General features: G+C 32.6%; 13 protein-coding genes. All 13 read right to left on the bottom strand.

The window, feature by feature from the left end; genetic code table 11:
• Positions 1-20 precede the first annotated feature (20 nt).
• The 13 genes from fur to CKF54_RS02355 all read right to left on the bottom strand — a co-directional run bounded on the left by fur (position 21) and on the right by CKF54_RS02355 (position 17902).
• Entirely contained in the window at positions 21-497 is a 477-nt protein-coding gene (gene fur, locus CKF54_RS02415; protein ID WP_119524696.1) for a ferric iron uptake transcriptional regulator, read from the bottom strand.
• An 88-nt stretch (positions 498-585) separates the two neighbouring features.
• A complete protein-coding gene (gene fldA / locus CKF54_RS02410) occupies positions 586-1098 on the bottom strand; it encodes a flavodoxin FldA (RefSeq protein WP_119524695.1) in 513 nt (170 codons plus the stop codon).
• Positions 1099-1242: 144 nt separating this feature from the next.
• Complete coding sequence (gene pgi, locus CKF54_RS02405; protein WP_119524694.1) at positions 1243-2880, bottom strand: glucose-6-phosphate isomerase; 1638 nt, start codon at positions 2878-2880, stop codon at positions 1243-1245.
• Positions 2881-2966: 86 nt separating this feature from the next.
• A complete protein-coding gene (locus CKF54_RS02400; RefSeq protein ID WP_119524693.1) occupies positions 2967-3989 on the bottom strand; it encodes an alanine racemase C-terminal domain-containing protein in 1023 nt (340 codons plus the stop codon).
• Positions 3990-5066 carry an alanine racemase gene (gene alr / locus CKF54_RS02395; protein ID WP_119524692.1) on the bottom strand — a complete coding sequence of 359 codons (1077 nt, stop codon included), beginning with the start codon at positions 5064-5066 and terminating at the stop codon, positions 3990-3992.
• Between the two features lie 99 nt (positions 5067-5165).
• Positions 5166-8177: a hypothetical protein gene (locus tag CKF54_RS02390; protein WP_119524691.1), complete on the bottom strand. Its 3012-nt coding sequence runs from the start codon at positions 8175-8177 to the stop codon at positions 5166-5168.
• A gap of 4 nt (positions 8178-8181) precedes the next feature.
• Positions 8182-9588 carry a replicative DNA helicase gene (locus CKF54_RS02385; RefSeq protein ID WP_119524690.1) on the bottom strand — a complete coding sequence of 469 codons (1407 nt, stop codon included), beginning with the start codon at positions 9586-9588 and terminating at the stop codon, positions 8182-8184.
• 17 nt (positions 9589-9605) lie between these two features.
• Positions 9606-10223 (bottom strand): recombination mediator RecR, encoded by a 618-nt coding sequence (gene recR, locus CKF54_RS02380; protein WP_119524689.1) that lies wholly within the window; start codon positions 10221-10223, stop codon positions 9606-9608.
• Positions 10224-10227: 4 nt separating this feature from the next.
• Complete coding sequence (gene dnaX / locus CKF54_RS02375; RefSeq protein WP_119524688.1) at positions 10228-12543, bottom strand: DNA polymerase III subunit gamma/tau; 2316 nt, start codon at positions 12541-12543, stop codon at positions 10228-10230.
• Positions 12543-13082: an adenine phosphoribosyltransferase gene (gene apt, locus CKF54_RS02370; protein WP_119524687.1), complete on the bottom strand. Its 540-nt coding sequence runs from the start codon at positions 13080-13082 to the stop codon at positions 12543-12545. The genes dnaX and apt overlap by 1 nt, the downstream gene beginning before the upstream one ends.
• 105 nt (positions 13083-13187) lie before the next feature.
• Positions 13188-14282 (bottom strand): chorismate synthase, encoded by a 1095-nt coding sequence (aroC, locus tag CKF54_RS02365; protein ID WP_119524686.1) that lies wholly within the window; start codon positions 14280-14282, stop codon positions 13188-13190.
• 77 nt (positions 14283-14359) lie between these two features.
• Positions 14360-17224, bottom strand: a complete 2865-nt coding sequence (locus CKF54_RS02360; RefSeq protein WP_119524685.1) for a valine--tRNA ligase — start codon at positions 17222-17224, stop codon at positions 14360-14362.
• Positions 17225-17332: 108 nt separating this feature from the next.
• Positions 17333-17902, bottom strand: a complete 570-nt coding sequence (locus tag CKF54_RS02355) for a septation protein IspZ (RefSeq protein WP_119524684.1) — start codon at positions 17900-17902, stop codon at positions 17333-17335.
• Positions 17903-17926: the final 24 nt, after the last annotated feature.

Below are 17926 nucleotides of genomic sequence, written 5' to 3'. Positions count from 1 at the left end.
TCCTTTTTTATATGTTTATATTAAGCATCTTTGTCTTTAGCTTCATTGTTTGCTAAATTGCTCTCACAAGTGCTTTTATTTCTACAACTGCCATAAAAATATAAAGACTGAGGTTTTGGTTTTAAACCAACATCTTCAATAATTTTACGTTGCTTGTTTTCAATAGTTTCATCAACAAATTCGAAAACTTTACCACAATCAGTACAAATAATATGATCATGGTCTTCTTTGTTTGTTAATTCAAATACAAAGCGTGTACCTTCGAAATTGTGCTTAACTACAATACCAGCTTCTTCGAATTGGTTTAATACACGATAAACTGTAGCTAAACCAATATCTCGTTTGAGTTCTGAAAGCACTTTATAGATCTCTTCAGCACCTATATGTCTTTCAGGAGACTCTGCTATTATATTCAGTATCGTAACGCGTTGAGCAGTGATCTTTAACCCTGCCTTACGTAGCATGTTGTGAGACTGTTCTAGAGTTAAACTTTCCATTGTCGCTACATTAAAATTTAGTTTAAAAAGATAAAAATATAAGTAAGTGCTTACTTTATTATAATACAGTTTAATAAAAAAGTATTAGTTAAATCCCTAACTCAGATTTTAACTGGTTGCACCAATTTTCAACTCTTTCATTAGTTAGTTCAGGTTGACGATCTTCATCAATACATAAACCTACTAATGTATCATCTTCTTGTAAAGCTTTTGAGCTTGTAAAGTTATAGCCTTCTTTTGAGGTATAACCAATAATGATCCCACCATTATCTCTAACAATGTCAGCTACTTCTCCCATAGCATCACAGAAATAACAGTCATAATCTTCTTGATCTCCACAACCAAAAATAGCTACAACACGATCATTAAAATCGATTTCTTTTAAAGTTGGAAAGAACTCTTCCCAATCAGCTTGTGCTTCGCCATAGTACCAAGTAGGAATACCTAATAATAAGATATTGTATTTTTCTAAATCTTCTTTAGTTGATTTTGCAATGTCATATACATCGCAAAGATCATTTCCTAATTGATCATTAAGCATTTTGGCAATGTTCTCAGTATTACCAGTATCACTACCGTAAAAAATTCCAATAAGAGACATATAAATCCAATTAGTTTAATTCTATAAGTAATTAAAATGTTTATACTTTCAAGGGGTTATTATACTACTTTTGTAAAAAAATGACTAAAGAAAATTTAAATAAAGCTAGAAGCATAACCTCTAGCTTTATTTAGTTAGATGAAATTAACGCCAGTTTTTAAATGCGTTAATTAAACCATTTGTTGAACTGTCGTGACTTGTAATAGTCTCATTATTTTCTAATTCAGGAATAATGTTATTAGCTAATTGCTTACCTAACTCTACTCCCCATTGATCAAATGAGTAAATATTTAAGATCACGCCTTGAGTAAAGATCTTATGCTCATATAAAGCAATTAATTGCCCTAAAGTATACGGAGTAATTTGTTTAACTAAGATACTATTAGTTGGTCTATTACCCTCAAATACTTTAAATGGAGCTAGTTTTTCAATCTCCTCAGCAGTTTTACCTTGTTTTTTAAGTTCTTCAACTACTACAGCGCGAGATTTACCAAAAGCTAAAGCTTCTGTTTGCGCAAAGAAGTTAGACATTAGTTTAGTATGGTGATCACCAATTGGATTATGACTAACAGCTGCAGCAATGAAATCACATGGAATTAAAACACGCCCCTGATGAATTAATTGATAGAAAGCATGTTGACCATTTGTACCTGGTTCACCCCAAATAATTGGTCCTGTTTGGTAGCTAACTGGATTACCATTGCGATCTACATACTTACCATTTGACTCCATGTTTCCTTGTTGGAAATAAGCAGGGAATCTGTGCATGTATTGATCATATGGTAGGATCGCTTCTGTTTGTGCTCCTAAGAAATTAGTGTTCCATAAGCCAATTAGAGCTAAGATCACTGGTAAGTTTTTCTCTAAAGGAGTATTTGCAAAATGTTGATCTACTGAATAAGCTCCCTCTAGTAGTTTTTGGAAGTTATCAAAACCTACAGCTAGAGAAATAGATAAACCGATTGCAGACCATAAAGAGTAACGTCCACCTACCCAGTCCCAGAATTCAAATGCGTATTTAGTGTCAATACCAAATTCTGCTACAGCTTTAAGATTTGTTGATAGAGCAACAAAGTGTTTTGCAATAGCATTGTTATCTTTTGCATGCTCTAGTAACCAAGCTTTTGCAGTATTTGCGTTACACATGGTTTCTTGTGTAGTAAATGTTTTAGAAGCAATAATAAATAATGTTGTCTCTGGATTACATTGTTTTAGAGTTTCAACAATATGAGTACCATCTACATTTGATACAAAGTGTAGTTTTAAACCTTGGTTATATGGTTTTAAAGCTTCTGTGACCATTAAAGGACCTAAGTCAGAGCCACCAATACCAATGTTTACTACATCAGTAATTTTTTTACCAGTGTAACCTGTCCAAGTACCAGAATTTACTTGCTCTGTAAATTCTTTCATTTGTTCTAATACACGGTGTACATTAGCAACAACATCAACCCCATCAACAACTAATTTCTCAGTTTTAGGTTTGCGTAAAGCAATGTGAAGAACAGAGCGGTTTTCAGTGAAATTAATTTTGTCACCATTAAACATTGACTTAATTGCACTTTCAACATCAGTTTCTTTTGCTAGATTTAGTAAGTTTTTAAAAATAATATCATTAATATTATTTTTTGAGAAATCTACTAAAACATCTTCCAAGTTTAAATGGTATTTTGCAAATCTATCCTTATCTTGAGCAAAAAGGTGTTGTAAAGTTGGTACATCTCTAGCTAAGCGTTCTAGTTCTGACCAAGCTTTTGTAGTTGTAGGATTGATATTTTTCATGACATAATTCCTTAGAAAATTAGACTACAAAGATAAAAATAAATAGTATGTCTCATTACTATACTGCATATTATACACCAGTAAAGCTAATTAAATTCATGTTTAACTCTCTCCGTTAAATACGAAGTTAATTCGAAATCTTTAATTCCAACCTTACTAGCTATAGTATCTAAATTTAGCTTATCACCCCAAAGCACCACCTTATCTCCAACTTTATCACAAAGATTAGGACCAAGGTCTACGGTTAGCATGTCCATTGAAACTCTACCAACAATTGGTACTTCACGCCCATTTAACCATACTGGAGTGCCATATGGAGCATTACGAGGATAACCGTCACCATAGCCAATGGCTACTACTCCGATGTAAGTATCTTCTGGAACGGTATAAATGCTACCATAACCAATTTTATCACCAGCTTTACGGTAGTGAATTTGTACTACTAAAGTTTCCAAGTTCATAACCGTTATAAGGTTGTTTATATAAAAACTATTGGTTTGTAAGCCATAGAGTTGTACTCCAGAGCTTTGCCATACCTGTGCAGTAATACTATTAAGGTCGTTTGGAGCTACATAATCCATGATAGCAACGTCAGAAACAACTCTGCTCTCTAACAATGATTTAGCTTCTTTAGTTAAGCTATAACACATTAAACCAATACTTTTAATTGATTTTATCTTTTGAATAACATTAAGATCAATTGTCTCAAATCCCTCATAATGTTTGTCATCTTGTAGACTAAACCAAACTTTTAGACCGGATAAGTGTTCGTTGTAATGGATTATTAAATCGAGTTGTGCTTGATTACTGATAACAGGCTGTAGCTTTAAATCATTGATTTTAAAAAGCTCTACTAAATTAGTAAAACCTTGTAAAACTATGATTGGGGTAGTTATACCGTTATCTCTTAAATTTTCAGCTTCATCTAGTCTAGTTGTTGCAAAAGCACCTACATTATTTTCTAATGCTCGAGCAATCTCAACCATACCATGACCGTAAGCATTTGCATTTACTAAAGCAATAATATGTGCTTCTGGGTTTTGGTCTTGAATAAGACTAAAATTATGCTGTAAGGTTTTGGTATTAATTATAGCTTTAGGATATTTCATCTAATTAATTATATACTCGTGTTTAGTTTGTGTTGTTAACTTAGTAGTTAACTCATAAGTAATAACATTGATGTGTTTAGCTACCTCTTCTACTGGAAGACTTTTACCAAAAACAATAACTTTGTCTCCCATTTTATCTTTTAATTCTGGACCTAAATTAACGTAAATAGTATCTACATTAACTTTACCAACTAAACTTACCTTTCTACCATTTACTAAAAATGGAGTTCCCTCAGGAGCTTGACTTGGGTAGCCGTCACTTGTACCAAGAGCAATTACTCCGATATACATATCTTGAGAAAATACTTGATTTGAATTTGCAATTCTACAACCTGCTTTTAATTTAAAAACGTTTGATAAAATTGTTTCAAAATTCATTACGGGAATAAAACCAAAGTTTACAACTGGCTCATATGTAGGACTAATACCATACATTATCACCCCAGGGCGTATCCACTCTGCTCTAGTTTGCGGAAAAAATAGAATACCTGACGAAGCACTTATTGAGCGATTTAAAAACATATCTTGGTTAAGCTCATTGAACTTAGCAATTTGTTCTTCAGTATAGTTACTCGTACGATCATCAGCGTTAGCAAAGTGTGTCATAAGATTTACTTCTTTAACACAATCTAATCTTTCCAAGCGGTTCTTTATCTCTTTAGTTTCATCAGCGTCTAGACCTAGACGATTCATTCCTGTATTAAATTTTAACCAAACTTTTAAATTATTTAAACTTGAAGCGTATTTTTCTATTAACTCTACTTGCTCATAGCAATGTACAGCTGTAGTTAACTTTAGTTCATTTAATTTTAACAGTTCTGCGGCTCCTAAAAAGCCCTCTAATAAAATTATTTCATTATTAAAACCAGCATCACGCAATCTTTCAGCTTCTGCAATTCTTGCAACACCTACGCCCTCGACATGTTTTAATAAAGATCTAGCCACATCTATTAAGCCATGCCCATAAGCATTAGCCTTTACAATTGCACAGATTTTTGAATTAGGAGCTAAGTGCCTTATTATTTCAATGTTATGCTTAAGAGCTTTAGTGTCTATGACTGCTTTAGGATACTTCATATTTAAACCTCATTTAACCTTGGTCAAAACAATGAAAGTATACCACTTATTTGGTATTTCGGATTTAATAAAAGGAGGATAGAATCCTCCTTTTATTAATTAAAATTCCACTTTTTTACTATATGGGTAGTAATAAAAGTTAAAACTTTTAAAATCAACTTTATATTCACTAAAAAAGTTTAAAGCTTGACTTGCAAGTGAAACCTTAAGTTTACTTTTAACATCTAGCAAATAGTGGTAGTCCTCTTGCACAAGCTCAACTAGCGCTAGAGTTGTTAGATCATAATTGCTATTTTGTAGTAAAGTCAAATATAGCTGTGGATCCTTTTCCACTACAATGTTTGGCGATAGATCTTTGATAATTGTTTTATGTAAAAGTTCTCGGTTGTCTAACTCATCTAACTCTTCATAATTATCATTTGAGTAAGTGAACTTGAAAAAGTTTAGTTTACTATCTTCAATACCACTCCAAAAATCATTAGCAGTTAAACCAAATGCTTGTAAAACTGAGGTTAAATTAAAATTCATAATAATTTGAATTTTAAACTCATTAGCTAATGAATTTAAACTTTGAAATATTTGGTTAATTCCTTGTGTAAACTTTTCAAATTCTTGATTAAATTCATATATTGATAGTTTAATCAAATCTTTTTGACTTTTACTATAGGAATTATGTTCTATTAAGTTGTGGTAATAATCTTTTAGTAATTTAAAATCATAATTGCATCTAGATTTAGGTAGAGAATGAATTAAAAAGGTAACTACATCCTCTATGTAAATAACTTCTGGTAAAGGCTGATCAGGAGTATCTAGACGTGAATATCTACGTTGGTTTAAATAATAATCTAAAGCTTTTAGTGATAAAGTAGGAACTTCTTCTAACGCATGTATATTTTGTCGTTTTACTAGATAATCTATAGATTTGTCTACAGTGAGAAAGCTAGTACGATCTACTTCAATTTGCTCGCTATTATCGCTCGTAGTTTCATTTATTGGTTTATCAATATATACAAGACCATGGTAATAGTTTAATTGTTCATAGTTTATAAAACCACCATTATTAGCTACAAATACTTTAACAGTATATGGAGCAATAATAAGATTATTATCAGGATAATCTTCTTCAATTTTTACCAAATCATAGTAGGTTAGATCTTGATTTAAATCTAAATAGAATGAGCTTATCGTCTTGCATCTTGCATCTTTGATTAAGTTAATAATATCTTTATATTTACGTTCACCCTTATAAGGATTTATCGGTAAAAAATTATTAACGTCAATCTGATTTTGCTTATAAACTTCAGTAAATACTATATCTTCTAAATCAGAGTATCTATTTTCTTTAGCTAAAAAGTCTATGTCATTTAAACTTTTAGCGTAGGGAATTGGTTTTATTGATCTATGACGCTCTTCATAATCAAACCTATGTTTAGCAGGAAAATTAGTATTGACTGCTTCTATAGGCAGTTGATCATCTTTGTCTATATTTTTTCTAACGTAATCTTTATATTCTTCAGGAACTTGAGCAAGAATATCTTCTAGGTAATCTGTATCTTTCTCGTTATATAGATTAGTATTTGTCACTCTAGGTAGGTTTTCTAGAGGAACAAGATTACGTCTAGCTACCTGAAATTCCTCACTTAATCCCTCTATTCTGTTATCGGAAAAGTAGAATTTTTTTGATAAAAACTCTAAGCAAGGAGATAGAGGTAAGAAATCCGCTAGAATGTTTTTAGCTAAAGCTTTAGAAAAGACTTGAGGGTAAATAGTAAATGGTGTATCAAGAATATCTATCGTACCTTTATAAGCCGGATTATATTCTGGCGCACGATAATCAATACTTGTAATTAGTTTGATGTTGTATTCAACATCCTCTAAGCTTCTAGGATCTTCGATTAGAAGAGATAAAGCACTGGTATCTACACTCTCTAAGATAATCCTATCTAATGCATCAATTATTTCTTGATCCACGTCAAGTCTACCTATTTGATCGCAGAAGACAGACTCACCTATATTCAGGATATCACTACCAAAAAATGGCACTACTGAAACGACATGGTAAACACCATATCTTTTTTTTGCCAATTTTATTTTGATTTTACTAATTGCCGGATAAAGCTCTCTAGCTCCAGCAAGTAAAGCTTCTTTTCCAAGGATTCTAAAACTTGCTAAAGTTGTTTTGTATTGTGCAAAATTAAATGTAAAGAACTCTAAATCCTCTTTTAAATTACAGTACTCTTCCGGTAATACAAAAAACTCTGGTAGAAGATATTGATTTAAACCAAGTTTAACAATTAAATCTTTACCTTTTGCATTTAATTGTGAATATGAAACTGTGTAAAATTTACTTTCGTTCTTCTGATCAAAAATAACATCAACTAAAGCACAAATTTGTGCAAATGTTAGATGATTAAGTCTGAAAGCTTCTCCTAAAGCTAGAGCATAATTTGTTAATGGAGGAGGTGGTGGAAGTAAGTCTACTTGTTTATTTACAATTAAAGACTCCTCACTAGTAAAATTATTAATCTCTGCACTAGCACTTAAACTATACAGGTTATTCTCATAAGGCACCTGGAGAAAGTAATTATTTTTTAAAGTAGCCTTTATATGATTTAATACGTGTTGCGCATTGTCAAGATAATTACTTTCGAAGTAAGACGCATTTGCTGCTAGATAGGTTTTATAAAAGCTAGAGAAATTATTGGACCAATATAGGAGATTGTTAAATCCAATTTGTTTGTCTAGCTTTCTTTGAATAGCATCATTTTCTTGATAGTTTAATTCATCATTATCTAAACTTTTATCCTTATAGATTAGAGCTTGTTGTTTAGGATTGATAGATGCGCTTTCTAATCTTTTTTGATAAAAGAACCCCAGCATTTGCTGAGGTTCATCTGAAAAATTATCTGAAAATGATTTATTCCACCAACGATTTGTATAGTAAAAGTTATTCCAATAGTTTTTTAAACTATTATCATAATGAATATTAGAAACTAAGCTATTTATTGCTTGATGTACAAGGATATTGTGCTTGCGTTCTAAATTTAACAATAAGGTTACTCCTGGAGAGTAAAATAGTTTTTTTAAAAAGTCGGTAGTGTTTAGATTCATTTAATTAACCCGGTCGGAATGATGATTCACTATCATCAACAAAACGAGAGAACATACCTTGGAACTTACAATAAATAGTTCCAATTTCCCCTTGACGGTTTTTTGTAATAATTATTTCAGCTTTACCTTTAAGCTCGTTTTTCTTTTCCGGTGGAGCATTTGTCTCTGGTCTATGAACCATGATAACTACGTCGGCATCTTGCTCAATTGCCCCAGATTCACGTAAGTCAGCATTGGTTGGTCTAGAGTCTGGTCCACGAGTATCCACATTACGGTTTAATTGAGATAGAGCTAGAACAGGACATTTTAATTCACGAGCTAAAGCTTTTAAACTTTTCGCAATATGTGCAATTAATAAGTGTCTATCTTTAAAGTATTGTTCAGACTCCAATAGTTGAAGGTAGTCAATCATAACTAATCCCATTTGTGGTTCTCCTGTCTCTGGGTCAGCATGATTTTGCGCAATTACTCTGGCGCGACTACGAACTTTTTCAATTGTAAGACCATACGATGAGTCATCGATATATACGTTGTTTGACTCTGTAATAGCTGATGCTGTAGCATAAAGTCGACCATATTCCTCTGAGGAAATTGTTGCTTTTTGTACGCTATTTTGAGAAACTCCTGATAATGCACAAAGTGAACGGTACATAACTTGCTCTGCTGGCATCTCAAGGGTGAAAACTACTATAGGTTTCGTTGATTTAGCCTTATAGCCAATGTTTTCACAAATGTTCATAGCAAAGGTAGATTTACCTGAAGCTGGACGACCAGCGATAATTATGAGTTCACCTGGTTTTAAACCATTGGTAACAGCATCAAGAGTAGCAAACCCTGAACTTATACCACCGTTTTTAACTTCACCTTTACTACTAGATCTTAAACGTAAATTTTCAATGGCTTCAGCTAAGATTTTATTAGCTCTTAAATCGGAAAGCTTAAAATCTTGCTCTGAAGCTGCAACTTTGTTTAATTTATCTTGTGCAGTAGCTATGATTGAAGCTATGTTTGGATTGTGACTTCGAACATTATTAAAAAGTTCTACACCAACATCTGATACTTCACGTTGCTGTGCATATTTAATCAGATGATCGATATAAAACTTAGCATTTACTTCTGGATTATTTTTGTAGAAAAACTGTTCTAAATATTCGGGGGTAAGATCATTTTCCAGATTATGCTCGCGAACTTTAATAGAAATGGTACTAAAATCAATCTTTACCCCATTATTATCTAATTCTTTTAAAATTAGAAATAAAAGAGCATTACGTTCATCAACAAAGAGATCAACGTTAACCCTATCTCCATACTCGCGGATAGAATCTTGGAATTCAATAAAAATCGAAAGAACATTCATTTCTGTCTTTCGACAAATTTCTAAAAATTGTTGATCTTGATCTATATAATCCATGATTTTACAATTTAATATTAATTAAGATCAAATTTTAATTTTGTGCGATTCAAGAATGAGTTTAACACTGTATTAGCATCAACATTACTAAAGTTAACTCCAAAAGGTAAGCCTGTCGCAAATTTGTAGCAATCAATATTTAATTTAAAACAAAGATCGGAAATTAATTGCGCAGTTGCTTCACCTTCTGCTGAAGTACTTAAAGCCAAAGTCACTTCTTGAATTTGCTGTGTCTTAAGAAATTTGATTAAGAGAGGGATACCTGCTTCTTCTGGACCAATACCTTCTAAAGGAGAGATCAAGCCTTTTAGAACAAAGTAAATCCCGTCAAATACTGAAAATGATTCAATATTATCTATATCTAAAGGACTAGATATAATAATTGCTTTTTTAGTGGCAATTCTTTTTGGGTTTAAGCAAATATCGCAATACTCATCATCTGTTAGAGTGTTGCAACATTTACAATGACGCACATTTCTGGCAGCATTTAATAATGCGTTAGCTAAGTTCTCAATTTGACTTCTATCGTCTGAAGTTAAGAGGCTGTAAACTATTTTTGTACTAGATTTACGACCCACTGTTGGTAACTTAGCGAACTTATTGATTAAATCATTAATTGTGTTGTTAGTAGACATACTTCTACTTAAAGATTTCTAATTCGTGATTTAGTTGATCAAAAACGTAAGCAATACTTTGCTCTATATACTCTGAAATTACAGATTTAATTGAAGAGGTATTTACATTCTCATTAATAATTGTTGAAAACTCAATTCCCTTACTTCTTAAAGCTTCTAAAAACTTCTCCTTATGATCTCTATTAAAGAGGTCTTCTATCTCCTTATTCCCTTTGAAATCCAAAATGAATACATTGCTAGATCCTTGAGATTCATTATAAGCGCATGCAATAGAAGTTATAAAGAGTAATAAACCTTTACTAAGCTCTAAAGACAATATACTTGTTAGGGTATTATTTTCTTTAATCTTATTAATGGTTTCGGAGTATGTGAGTTGAGGAGAAAGGTAAACTAAATTATTAGGAGCGAGTTTTTCAAGCAGGCTATCCTCTTTCATACAATACGCAAAGAGGTAGTCTATACTATCTTCAGATTGGTATAGAGTATCTAACCACTTACTACCAAGCTCAAGGAAATCGTTTTTCGAGCGATAGGCATTCAAGATATTAACAGAACTAAGATCTTCCTGTGGAAGTAGAGCAAGTTTTGCAGGTTCTACTTCTACACTTAAATCAACTGCTTTTTGAGCTGCTGCAATCTCATCACTTGACATAGTAAGATGATCCACATTAGAAGCCTGTGACATAGTACTAACTTCTAATGATTCCTCTTGCTCATCTAGCTCTGCTTTACTTAATTCATGTAAAACTTCAGGTGAGAGTAACTCAGTTTTGCTATTAATAAAAACAGGTTCCTGATTTTCTTCAAGAGAGGAGGTTGCCAAACTTTCAGTAGTAACTTCAACAGTTTCTTGATTGACCTTTTCTTGAACAGCTTTAGACTTGTACTGTATCAAGTTTAGAGTTGCCTTAATCTCTTCAGGAACAGCTGCAAAATCTTTATCCTCTTTTACTGCATCATTATCTTCATTATAGATGTACATGCCTGACAACTTTTTCTTAATTATGTCAAAACTAACATCTCCATCTAAATTTTGAGAGAATTTTTGCTTATTTTTGGTGATTGAAAATTCACTCTGATCATCAATTGTTGAGTTGATTTTTTTGTAAGGGGAGAAAGATTTTGGTTTAAAACTCTTATTGTCAATCTTATGCTCTTTGAAATTACTTTTAACAGTTTGGCTAAATTTCAAAAGTGTCGGGGCACCTTGGGCAATACCAAAAGCTAAAGCTCGAATACAAGCTAATTGCATTACTTGGTACGGATTAGAAGAGTTTTTTAAGATCTCTAAAGCATGAGAAAACACTTCATAAATAATTTGTGTTTTTTCAACATTAAATAGATCAAAATTTCCTTTTTGGAATTCAGCTATCAATTGTTCATTATCTATGGCATTCTCTTCATATTCATTTACAGGTATAAATGTAATAATTGAAGCTTGGTAGATAATGTTAAGTATCTGTTGAATAACCGATTGCCAATCAGCTTGCTCACTATTTATATCTTGGAGAATTTTTAGAACTTCTAATTTTTGACCACGTAAAATACCAATAACTAAATCTGTAGGTAAAGTATCATCAACTAAACCTAACATTTGGTACACACCGCTAGTTGTAACTTCTTGGTTACCAATAGCTATGGCTTGATCAGTTAAAGATAGGCAATCTCGCATAGAACCATTAGCGGCTAAAGCTAAGGTTTGCACGGCTTTATTTTCAAATTTAATCTCTTCAGCGTTAAGTATAAACTTTAATTGTTTAGCTATCTGCTCTTCACTAAATGGTTTTAGATGAAAATGGAGACAGCGAGAAAGAACCGTAGCAGGTATTTTTTGCGGATCAGTTGTACATAAGATAAACTTTGCGTACTCTGGAGGTTCTTCCAAAGTTTTTAGAAGTGCATTAAAACTAGAAACCGTTAACATATGCACTTCGTCAATAATAAAAACTTTATACTTGCTCACAAGAGGAGGGAATTGTATGCTCTCAATAAGTTCACGTGTTTCTTCAACTTTTGTGCGAGAAGCAGCGTCGACTTCTAGCAAATCAGGAGAAGCATAATCGTCTATACTTTTACATGAAGCGCATCTATCGCAAGGTTCTTTATTTTCACTAAAATTTTCGCAATTCATAGCCTTAGTGAAAATTCTTGCGATAGTTGTTTTACCTACCCCTCTTGTACCACTTAATAGATAAACTGAATGCAATTTATTATTCAAGATACTGTTTTTCATAGCATCAAGAACATGTTCTTGCCCTACAACTTGCGAAAAAGTTTTCGGTCTATATTTACGTGCAAGAACTGTGTAATTTGCAGTCATTAAGCACCTTCAAATTCTACTAAACTAAATACTTCTACACCTAAAGATTCAAGTTTTGCTTGACCTGGTAAATCTTTTAAGTTCATCACAAAACCAGCATATTTACATTTAGCGTTTAAGCTTTCAACTAATTTAACAGTTGCTGCTAAAGTTCCACCTGTAGCTAATAAGTCATCAATTACTAAGATGCTATCATTTGCTTTAATATCATCTTTATGTAGTTCTAATGAATCTTTACCATACTCTAAAGAGTAATCAACTTTAATAGTTTCTCTAGGCAATTTTCCAGGTTTGCGAACTAACACTAGGGGCACACCAAGAGCTAGAGCCACAGGTGCTCCAAAGATAAAACCTCTAGATTCAGTACCAATAACTTTAGTGATACCTTTATCTTTATAGTGTGCAACAAATGCGTCAATTGTTTCTTTAAATGCTTCAGGATTACCTACTAGAGTTGTAATATCTCTAAAAATAATACCAGGTACTGGAAAGTCTTTAACTGAAGCAATTGATTCTTTTATTAGGTTTAGATTAGTCATGTTATTTAATACTAAGAGAAGCCTATAATATAGTTTATGTTTAAACTAGAATGAATTTTTATTATACCCTGAATTAGATTCACTTAAATAAAAATTTAAGAATAATCAATGAGAGTGATATTTAGCTAAGAGACGGTTTTGTGCATGATCTCGCATTAAATGGTCTACTAGAACTAAAGCTAACATAGCTTCAGCAATAGGAACTGCTCTTATGCCAACACAAGGATCATGTCTACCTTTAGTTACTATTTCAACTTCTTCATAATTTTTGTTAATAGTTCTACCCGGAATTTGAATTGATGAGGTAGGTTTTAGAGCAATATTAACTAAAATTTGTTGACTTGTTGTAATACCACCAAGTATACCCCCCGCATTATTTGAAAGGAATCCTTGCTTTGTAATTAGATCACGATGTTCTGAGCCACGTTGTTCAACTGATTTAAAGCCGGCGCCAATCTCAACACCTTTAACAGCATTAATCCCCATCATAGCATGAGCTATATCTGCATCAATACGATCAAATACAGGCTCACCTAAACCTACTGGTACATTATCTGCAACTATAGTAACTTTAGCTCCAATTGAGTCGTGTTCTTTCTTAATCTTTCTTAAAAGTTCATCAAACTTTTCTACTACTTCTTTATCACAAGTGTAGAAATCATTGCTATTAATAAAGTCTTTATCTAAATGATTAAGGTCGTAGTTAGCTTTGATATCTCCGATTTGTGAGACAAAGCCAGTTATTTCTGTACCATATTTTTCTTTTAGAACTTTTTTAGCAATAACACCAGCTGCAACACGAATAGCTGTTTCCCTTGCTGAAGATCTACCACCACCGCGATAATCTCTGATGCCATATTTCTTATCATAAGTGAAATCAGCATGTCCAGGACGATACTTATCCGCTATATCCGAGTAATCTTTACTACGTTGATCCGTGTTTTCTACAAGTAAAGCAATGCTCGTACCTGTAGTTTTCCCTTCAAATACACCTGAAAGAATTTTCACACGATCATCTTCAGATCTTTGTGTTGTAAAGCGATTAACTCCAGGTTTACGTCTGTCCATATCGAAGATAAAATCATCTTCAGATAGTTCAATACCAGGTGGAACTCCATCAAGGATTCCTACAAGAGCTGGACCATGACTTTCACCTGCAGTGGTTAATCTAAATAATTGTCCTATAGAGTTTCCCGACATAATAAAACCCTTTTATATATAAACTAGCTAAAAGTAAAAGAAGGGGGAAGCTTCCCCCCTCTTAATGTATTTTAATATTAAGCTTTTAAAGCTTGGATTTTACTAATTTGCTCTTTAACTTTTTCTTTTTGTTCTAAAAAGTCAACACGCTTAGCTTTTTCTTTTTCGATTAAGTCAGCTGGAGCTTTTTCAACAAAGCTAGCGTTTGCAAGTTTACCGTCAACCCTAGCAATTTCACTATCAAGTTTTGCTAATTCTTGGTTAAGTTTTACAAGTTCCTTATCTACATCAATAATTTCTGAAAGTAGAAACTCAACTGTATCGTTACCTAGTAATCTAGTACTTACTAATTCATTAGAAGGAGTTTCTGTGTAGTTTAAGTTAACTTTTGCAATTGCTGAAACAAAATCTTCAGTTTGTGCTAAGAAAGCAAAGTTATCACCAACAACATTTACGCTTAGATATTTACTTGGAGCTAAATTCATTTCTGAACGTAATTCCCTAACCATAGTTACAAGATCTTGTGCTCTTGAAATTGTCGCAGTAGCTTCTTCGTTTACTTTGAAGTCAGAAGCTAATGGATAATTTTGCATCATAATGTATCCATCTAGATCAGGTAAATATGTTTTTAAATTTTGCCAAATTTCTTCAGTAATAAATGGAATTACAATGTGACTTAATCTTAGAGTAGCTTCTAAAATGCGTAACATTTGATATTGAGTTGCTTTAACTACTTTCTCATCTTTCGATGCTAAATTAATTTTCGCAAATTCTAAATACCAGTTACAGAATGTATTCCAAATATAATCATATAAATGATTTGATAGTTGGTCAAAACGATAAGTAGATAGAGCAAATTCAACTTTTTCAATTACTTTACTTAACTCACTTTCGATAAAGAGTTCAGCTTGAGTAAAGTAAGGAGAATGCTCTAGATATGTTTGCTCATCTAATTTGAAAGTTACGTCTTTGTTCTCTAAGTGCATTAACACAAAGCGAGAAGCATTCCATAATTTATTACAGAAATTACGATAACCTTCTAGACGTTTCATATCCCAGTTTACGTTACGACCTGACGAAGCAAAGTTAGCTAGAGTAAAACGTAATGCGTCTGTACCATTTGGTTTAATTCCTTCAGGGAATTGTTTAGCTGTACGTTTAGCAATTTTCTCAGCTAATTGTGGTTGCATCATGTTAGAAGTACGTTTCTTAATTAACTCTTCTAATGAGATACCATCAATCATATCTAAAGGATCTAGTACGTTACCTTTAGATTTAGACATCTTATTACCTTCTTCATCATTAATAAGACCCGTAACATAAACGTCTTTAAACGGAACCTGCGGGCTACCATCTGGATTTTTTAAGAAGTGGGTAGTCATCATAATCATACGCGATACCCAGAAATTGATAATATCAAATCCAGTTATTAGCACAGATGAAGGGTGGAAGAACTCAAGTTCTTTAGTTTTATCAGGCCAACCTAAAGTTGAAAAAGTCCATAGAGCTGATGAGAACCATGTATCTAAAACATCATCTTCCTGACGTAAAGCTACACTTGCATCAAGGTTGTAAACCTTACGAACATCTTCTTCAGACTCACCTACATAGGTATTACCTTCTTCATCATAATATGCAGGAATACGGTGACCCCACCATAACTGACGAGAAATACACCAATCTTGAATATTTTCCATCCAGTTGTTATACCAGTTTGTATATTGTTCCGGTACAAAACGGATTTTACCTTCTTTAACAATATCTAAAGAAACACGTGCCATCTCTTTAGTATCAACGTACCATTGATCTGTTAAGAATGGTTCAATAACGACATTACTACGGTCTCCCATTGGTACAACCATATCATGTGGTTCGATTTTTTCTAACGCATTTTTTTGCTCAAAATCGGCAATTAATTTTTTACGCGCTACAAATCTCTCTAGGTTATGATACTCAGCAGGTAAATCATAATATTCACCAGTTTCACGACCATTTGTATCAAGAATTGGCGTTCTTTCTAAAAGAAAAGCTTCATCACTTAAAATATTGATCATAGGTAAGCTATTACGTTTACCTACTTCGTAATCGTTAAAATCGTGTGCAGGAGTAATTTTAACTACCCCTGAACCAAAGTCTTTTGCTACATAAGAATCAGCAATAATTGGAATTTTACGATCAATTACAGGAATATGAACAAATTTTCCTACTAGATGAGCATATCTTTCATCTTCTGGATGTACAGCAACTGCAGTATCACCAAAAATAGTTTCTGGACGAGTTGTTGCAACAACAAGATAATCTTTACCCTCTAAGGTTTTTGCTCCATCTAATAAGCTATATCTAAAGTACCATAAACTAGATTTTTGAGGAATATTCTCAACCTCAAGATCTGAAATTGCTGTTTTGAATTTTGGATCCCAGTTAACTAAGCGTTTACCACGATAAATTTTATTCTCGCGATATAAGTCAATAAATGCTTTTTTAACAGCTTTTGATCGAGCTTCATCCATAGTAAAAGCATCGCGATCCCAATCGATAGAATCACCTAATCTCTCAATTTGGCTGTTAATAGTTCCGCCAGAATATTTTTTCCATTCCCAAACTTTAGCAATAAACTCTTCACGAGTATAATCGCTACGAAGTTTACCTTCTTCAGCTTGTAATTTTCTCTCAACTACCATCTGTGTCGCAATACCAGCATGGTCAGTACCAGGTTGCCACAGAGTATTTTTACCTTTCATACGGTTGTAACGGATTAAAATATCCATAAGAACATGCTGGAAAGCATGTCCCATATGCAGAGTACCCGTTACATTTGGTGGAGGGATAATAATACTATAGTTTTCTTTATTAGGATCAAAGGTTGCCTTGAATAAACCTTTCTCTTTCCACTCTTGATATATTCTTTTTTCAATATTATGCGGAGAATATACTTTATCCATCTTAATATTCCTTGGCGTATATGAATTCTTGCTGATGTTTTTAAAAACTGACTTTTTAATTATAGCACAATACCCACAGGATCAAATAACACTAAAAAAGCTACGAGATTAATCTCGTAGCTTTTTTTGATTTTGTTTACGTATATCTAAATATCCAACACCTAACATTATTAAAGTAGCTACACCACCAATAATTGGAAGAATAACTCCCTTGAAAAATACCCAAGCCTCTTCAGAAATCATATATTGACAGTAAAGCGCTCCTATTAATGAAATTACTAAGTAAGCTACAAAAATATAATTAATTACAAACCAAGCATGTTCTGAAACGCGTTTGGTAAAAAAGCCAAATACTTTTTTCATGAGATTAATGTTAAATTTGTGCATTAATATAATAATTACTAGGATAAATACTATCTTGAAGAGGTAGAACTTCAATTGGATATACTTGATATCATTAAAAATAATTGATGGTATTGTGAAGCATAAAATTACCACATACATAAACCATGCTGTTGGTGATAATTTTTTAATAAAGAAGTTTTTTATTAATGCTTCAATTACTACTGAAATAGTTAAAGCTAAGGAGGAATATTCTGCAGCCACCTCTTTTGGTGACATAAAGTACACTATACAGAATATTAGTCCTGAAATCGTGGAAAGTAAAGTAGATAACATAATTATTAAATTAGAGTGAAATGA

The organism is Psittacicella hinzii (assembly GCF_003585885.1).
Classification (GTDB): domain Bacteria; phylum Pseudomonadota; class Gammaproteobacteria; order Enterobacterales; family Psittacicellaceae; genus Psittacicella.
The sequence above is the reverse complement of the archived record's forward strand: the minus strand, read 5'-3'. Positions and strand labels throughout refer to the sequence as shown.

Excerpts from the sequence above, each read along its gene's own strand:
- alr (WP_119524692.1), bottom strand. The coding sequence starts at position 5,066 with ATGAAGTATCCTAAAGCAGTCATAGACACTAAAGCTCTTAAGCATAAC.
- CKF54_RS02385 (WP_119524690.1), bottom strand. The coding sequence starts at position 9,588 with ATGGATTATATAGATCAAGATCAACAATTTTTAGAAATTTGTCGAAAG.
- dnaX (WP_119524688.1), bottom strand. The coding sequence starts at position 12,543 with ATGACTGCAAATTACACAGTTCTTGCACGTAAATATAGACCGAAAACT.
- fldA (WP_119524695.1), bottom strand. The coding sequence starts at position 1,098 with ATGTCTCTTATTGGAATTTTTTACGGTAGTGATACTGGTAATACTGAG.
- apt (WP_119524687.1), bottom strand. The coding sequence starts at position 13,082 with ATGACTAATCTAAACCTAATAAAAGAATCAATTGCTTCAGTTAAAGAC.
- CKF54_RS02400 (WP_119524693.1), bottom strand. The coding sequence starts at position 3,989 with ATGAAATATCCTAAAGCTATAATTAATACCAAAACCTTACAGCATAAT.
- CKF54_RS02360 (WP_119524685.1), bottom strand. The coding sequence starts at position 17,224 with ATGGATAAAGTATATTCTCCGCATAATATTGAAAAAAGAATATATCAA.
- recR (WP_119524689.1), bottom strand. The coding sequence starts at position 10,223 with ATGTCTACTAACAACACAATTAATGATTTAATCAATAAGTTCGCTAAG.
- fur (WP_119524696.1), bottom strand. The coding sequence starts at position 497 with ATGGAAAGTTTAACTCTAGAACAGTCTCACAACATGCTACGTAAGGCA.
- aroC (WP_119524686.1), bottom strand. The coding sequence starts at position 14,282 with ATGTCGGGAAACTCTATAGGACAATTATTTAGATTAACCACTGCAGGT.
- CKF54_RS02390 (WP_119524691.1), bottom strand. The coding sequence starts at position 8,177 with ATGAATCTAAACACTACCGACTTTTTAAAAAAACTATTTTACTCTCCA.
- CKF54_RS02355 (WP_119524684.1), bottom strand. The coding sequence starts at position 17,902 with ATGTTATCTACTTTACTTTCCACGATTTCAGGACTAATATTCTGTATA.
- pgi (WP_119524694.1), bottom strand. The coding sequence starts at position 2,880 with ATGAAAAATATCAATCCTACAACTACAAAAGCTTGGTCAGAACTAGAA.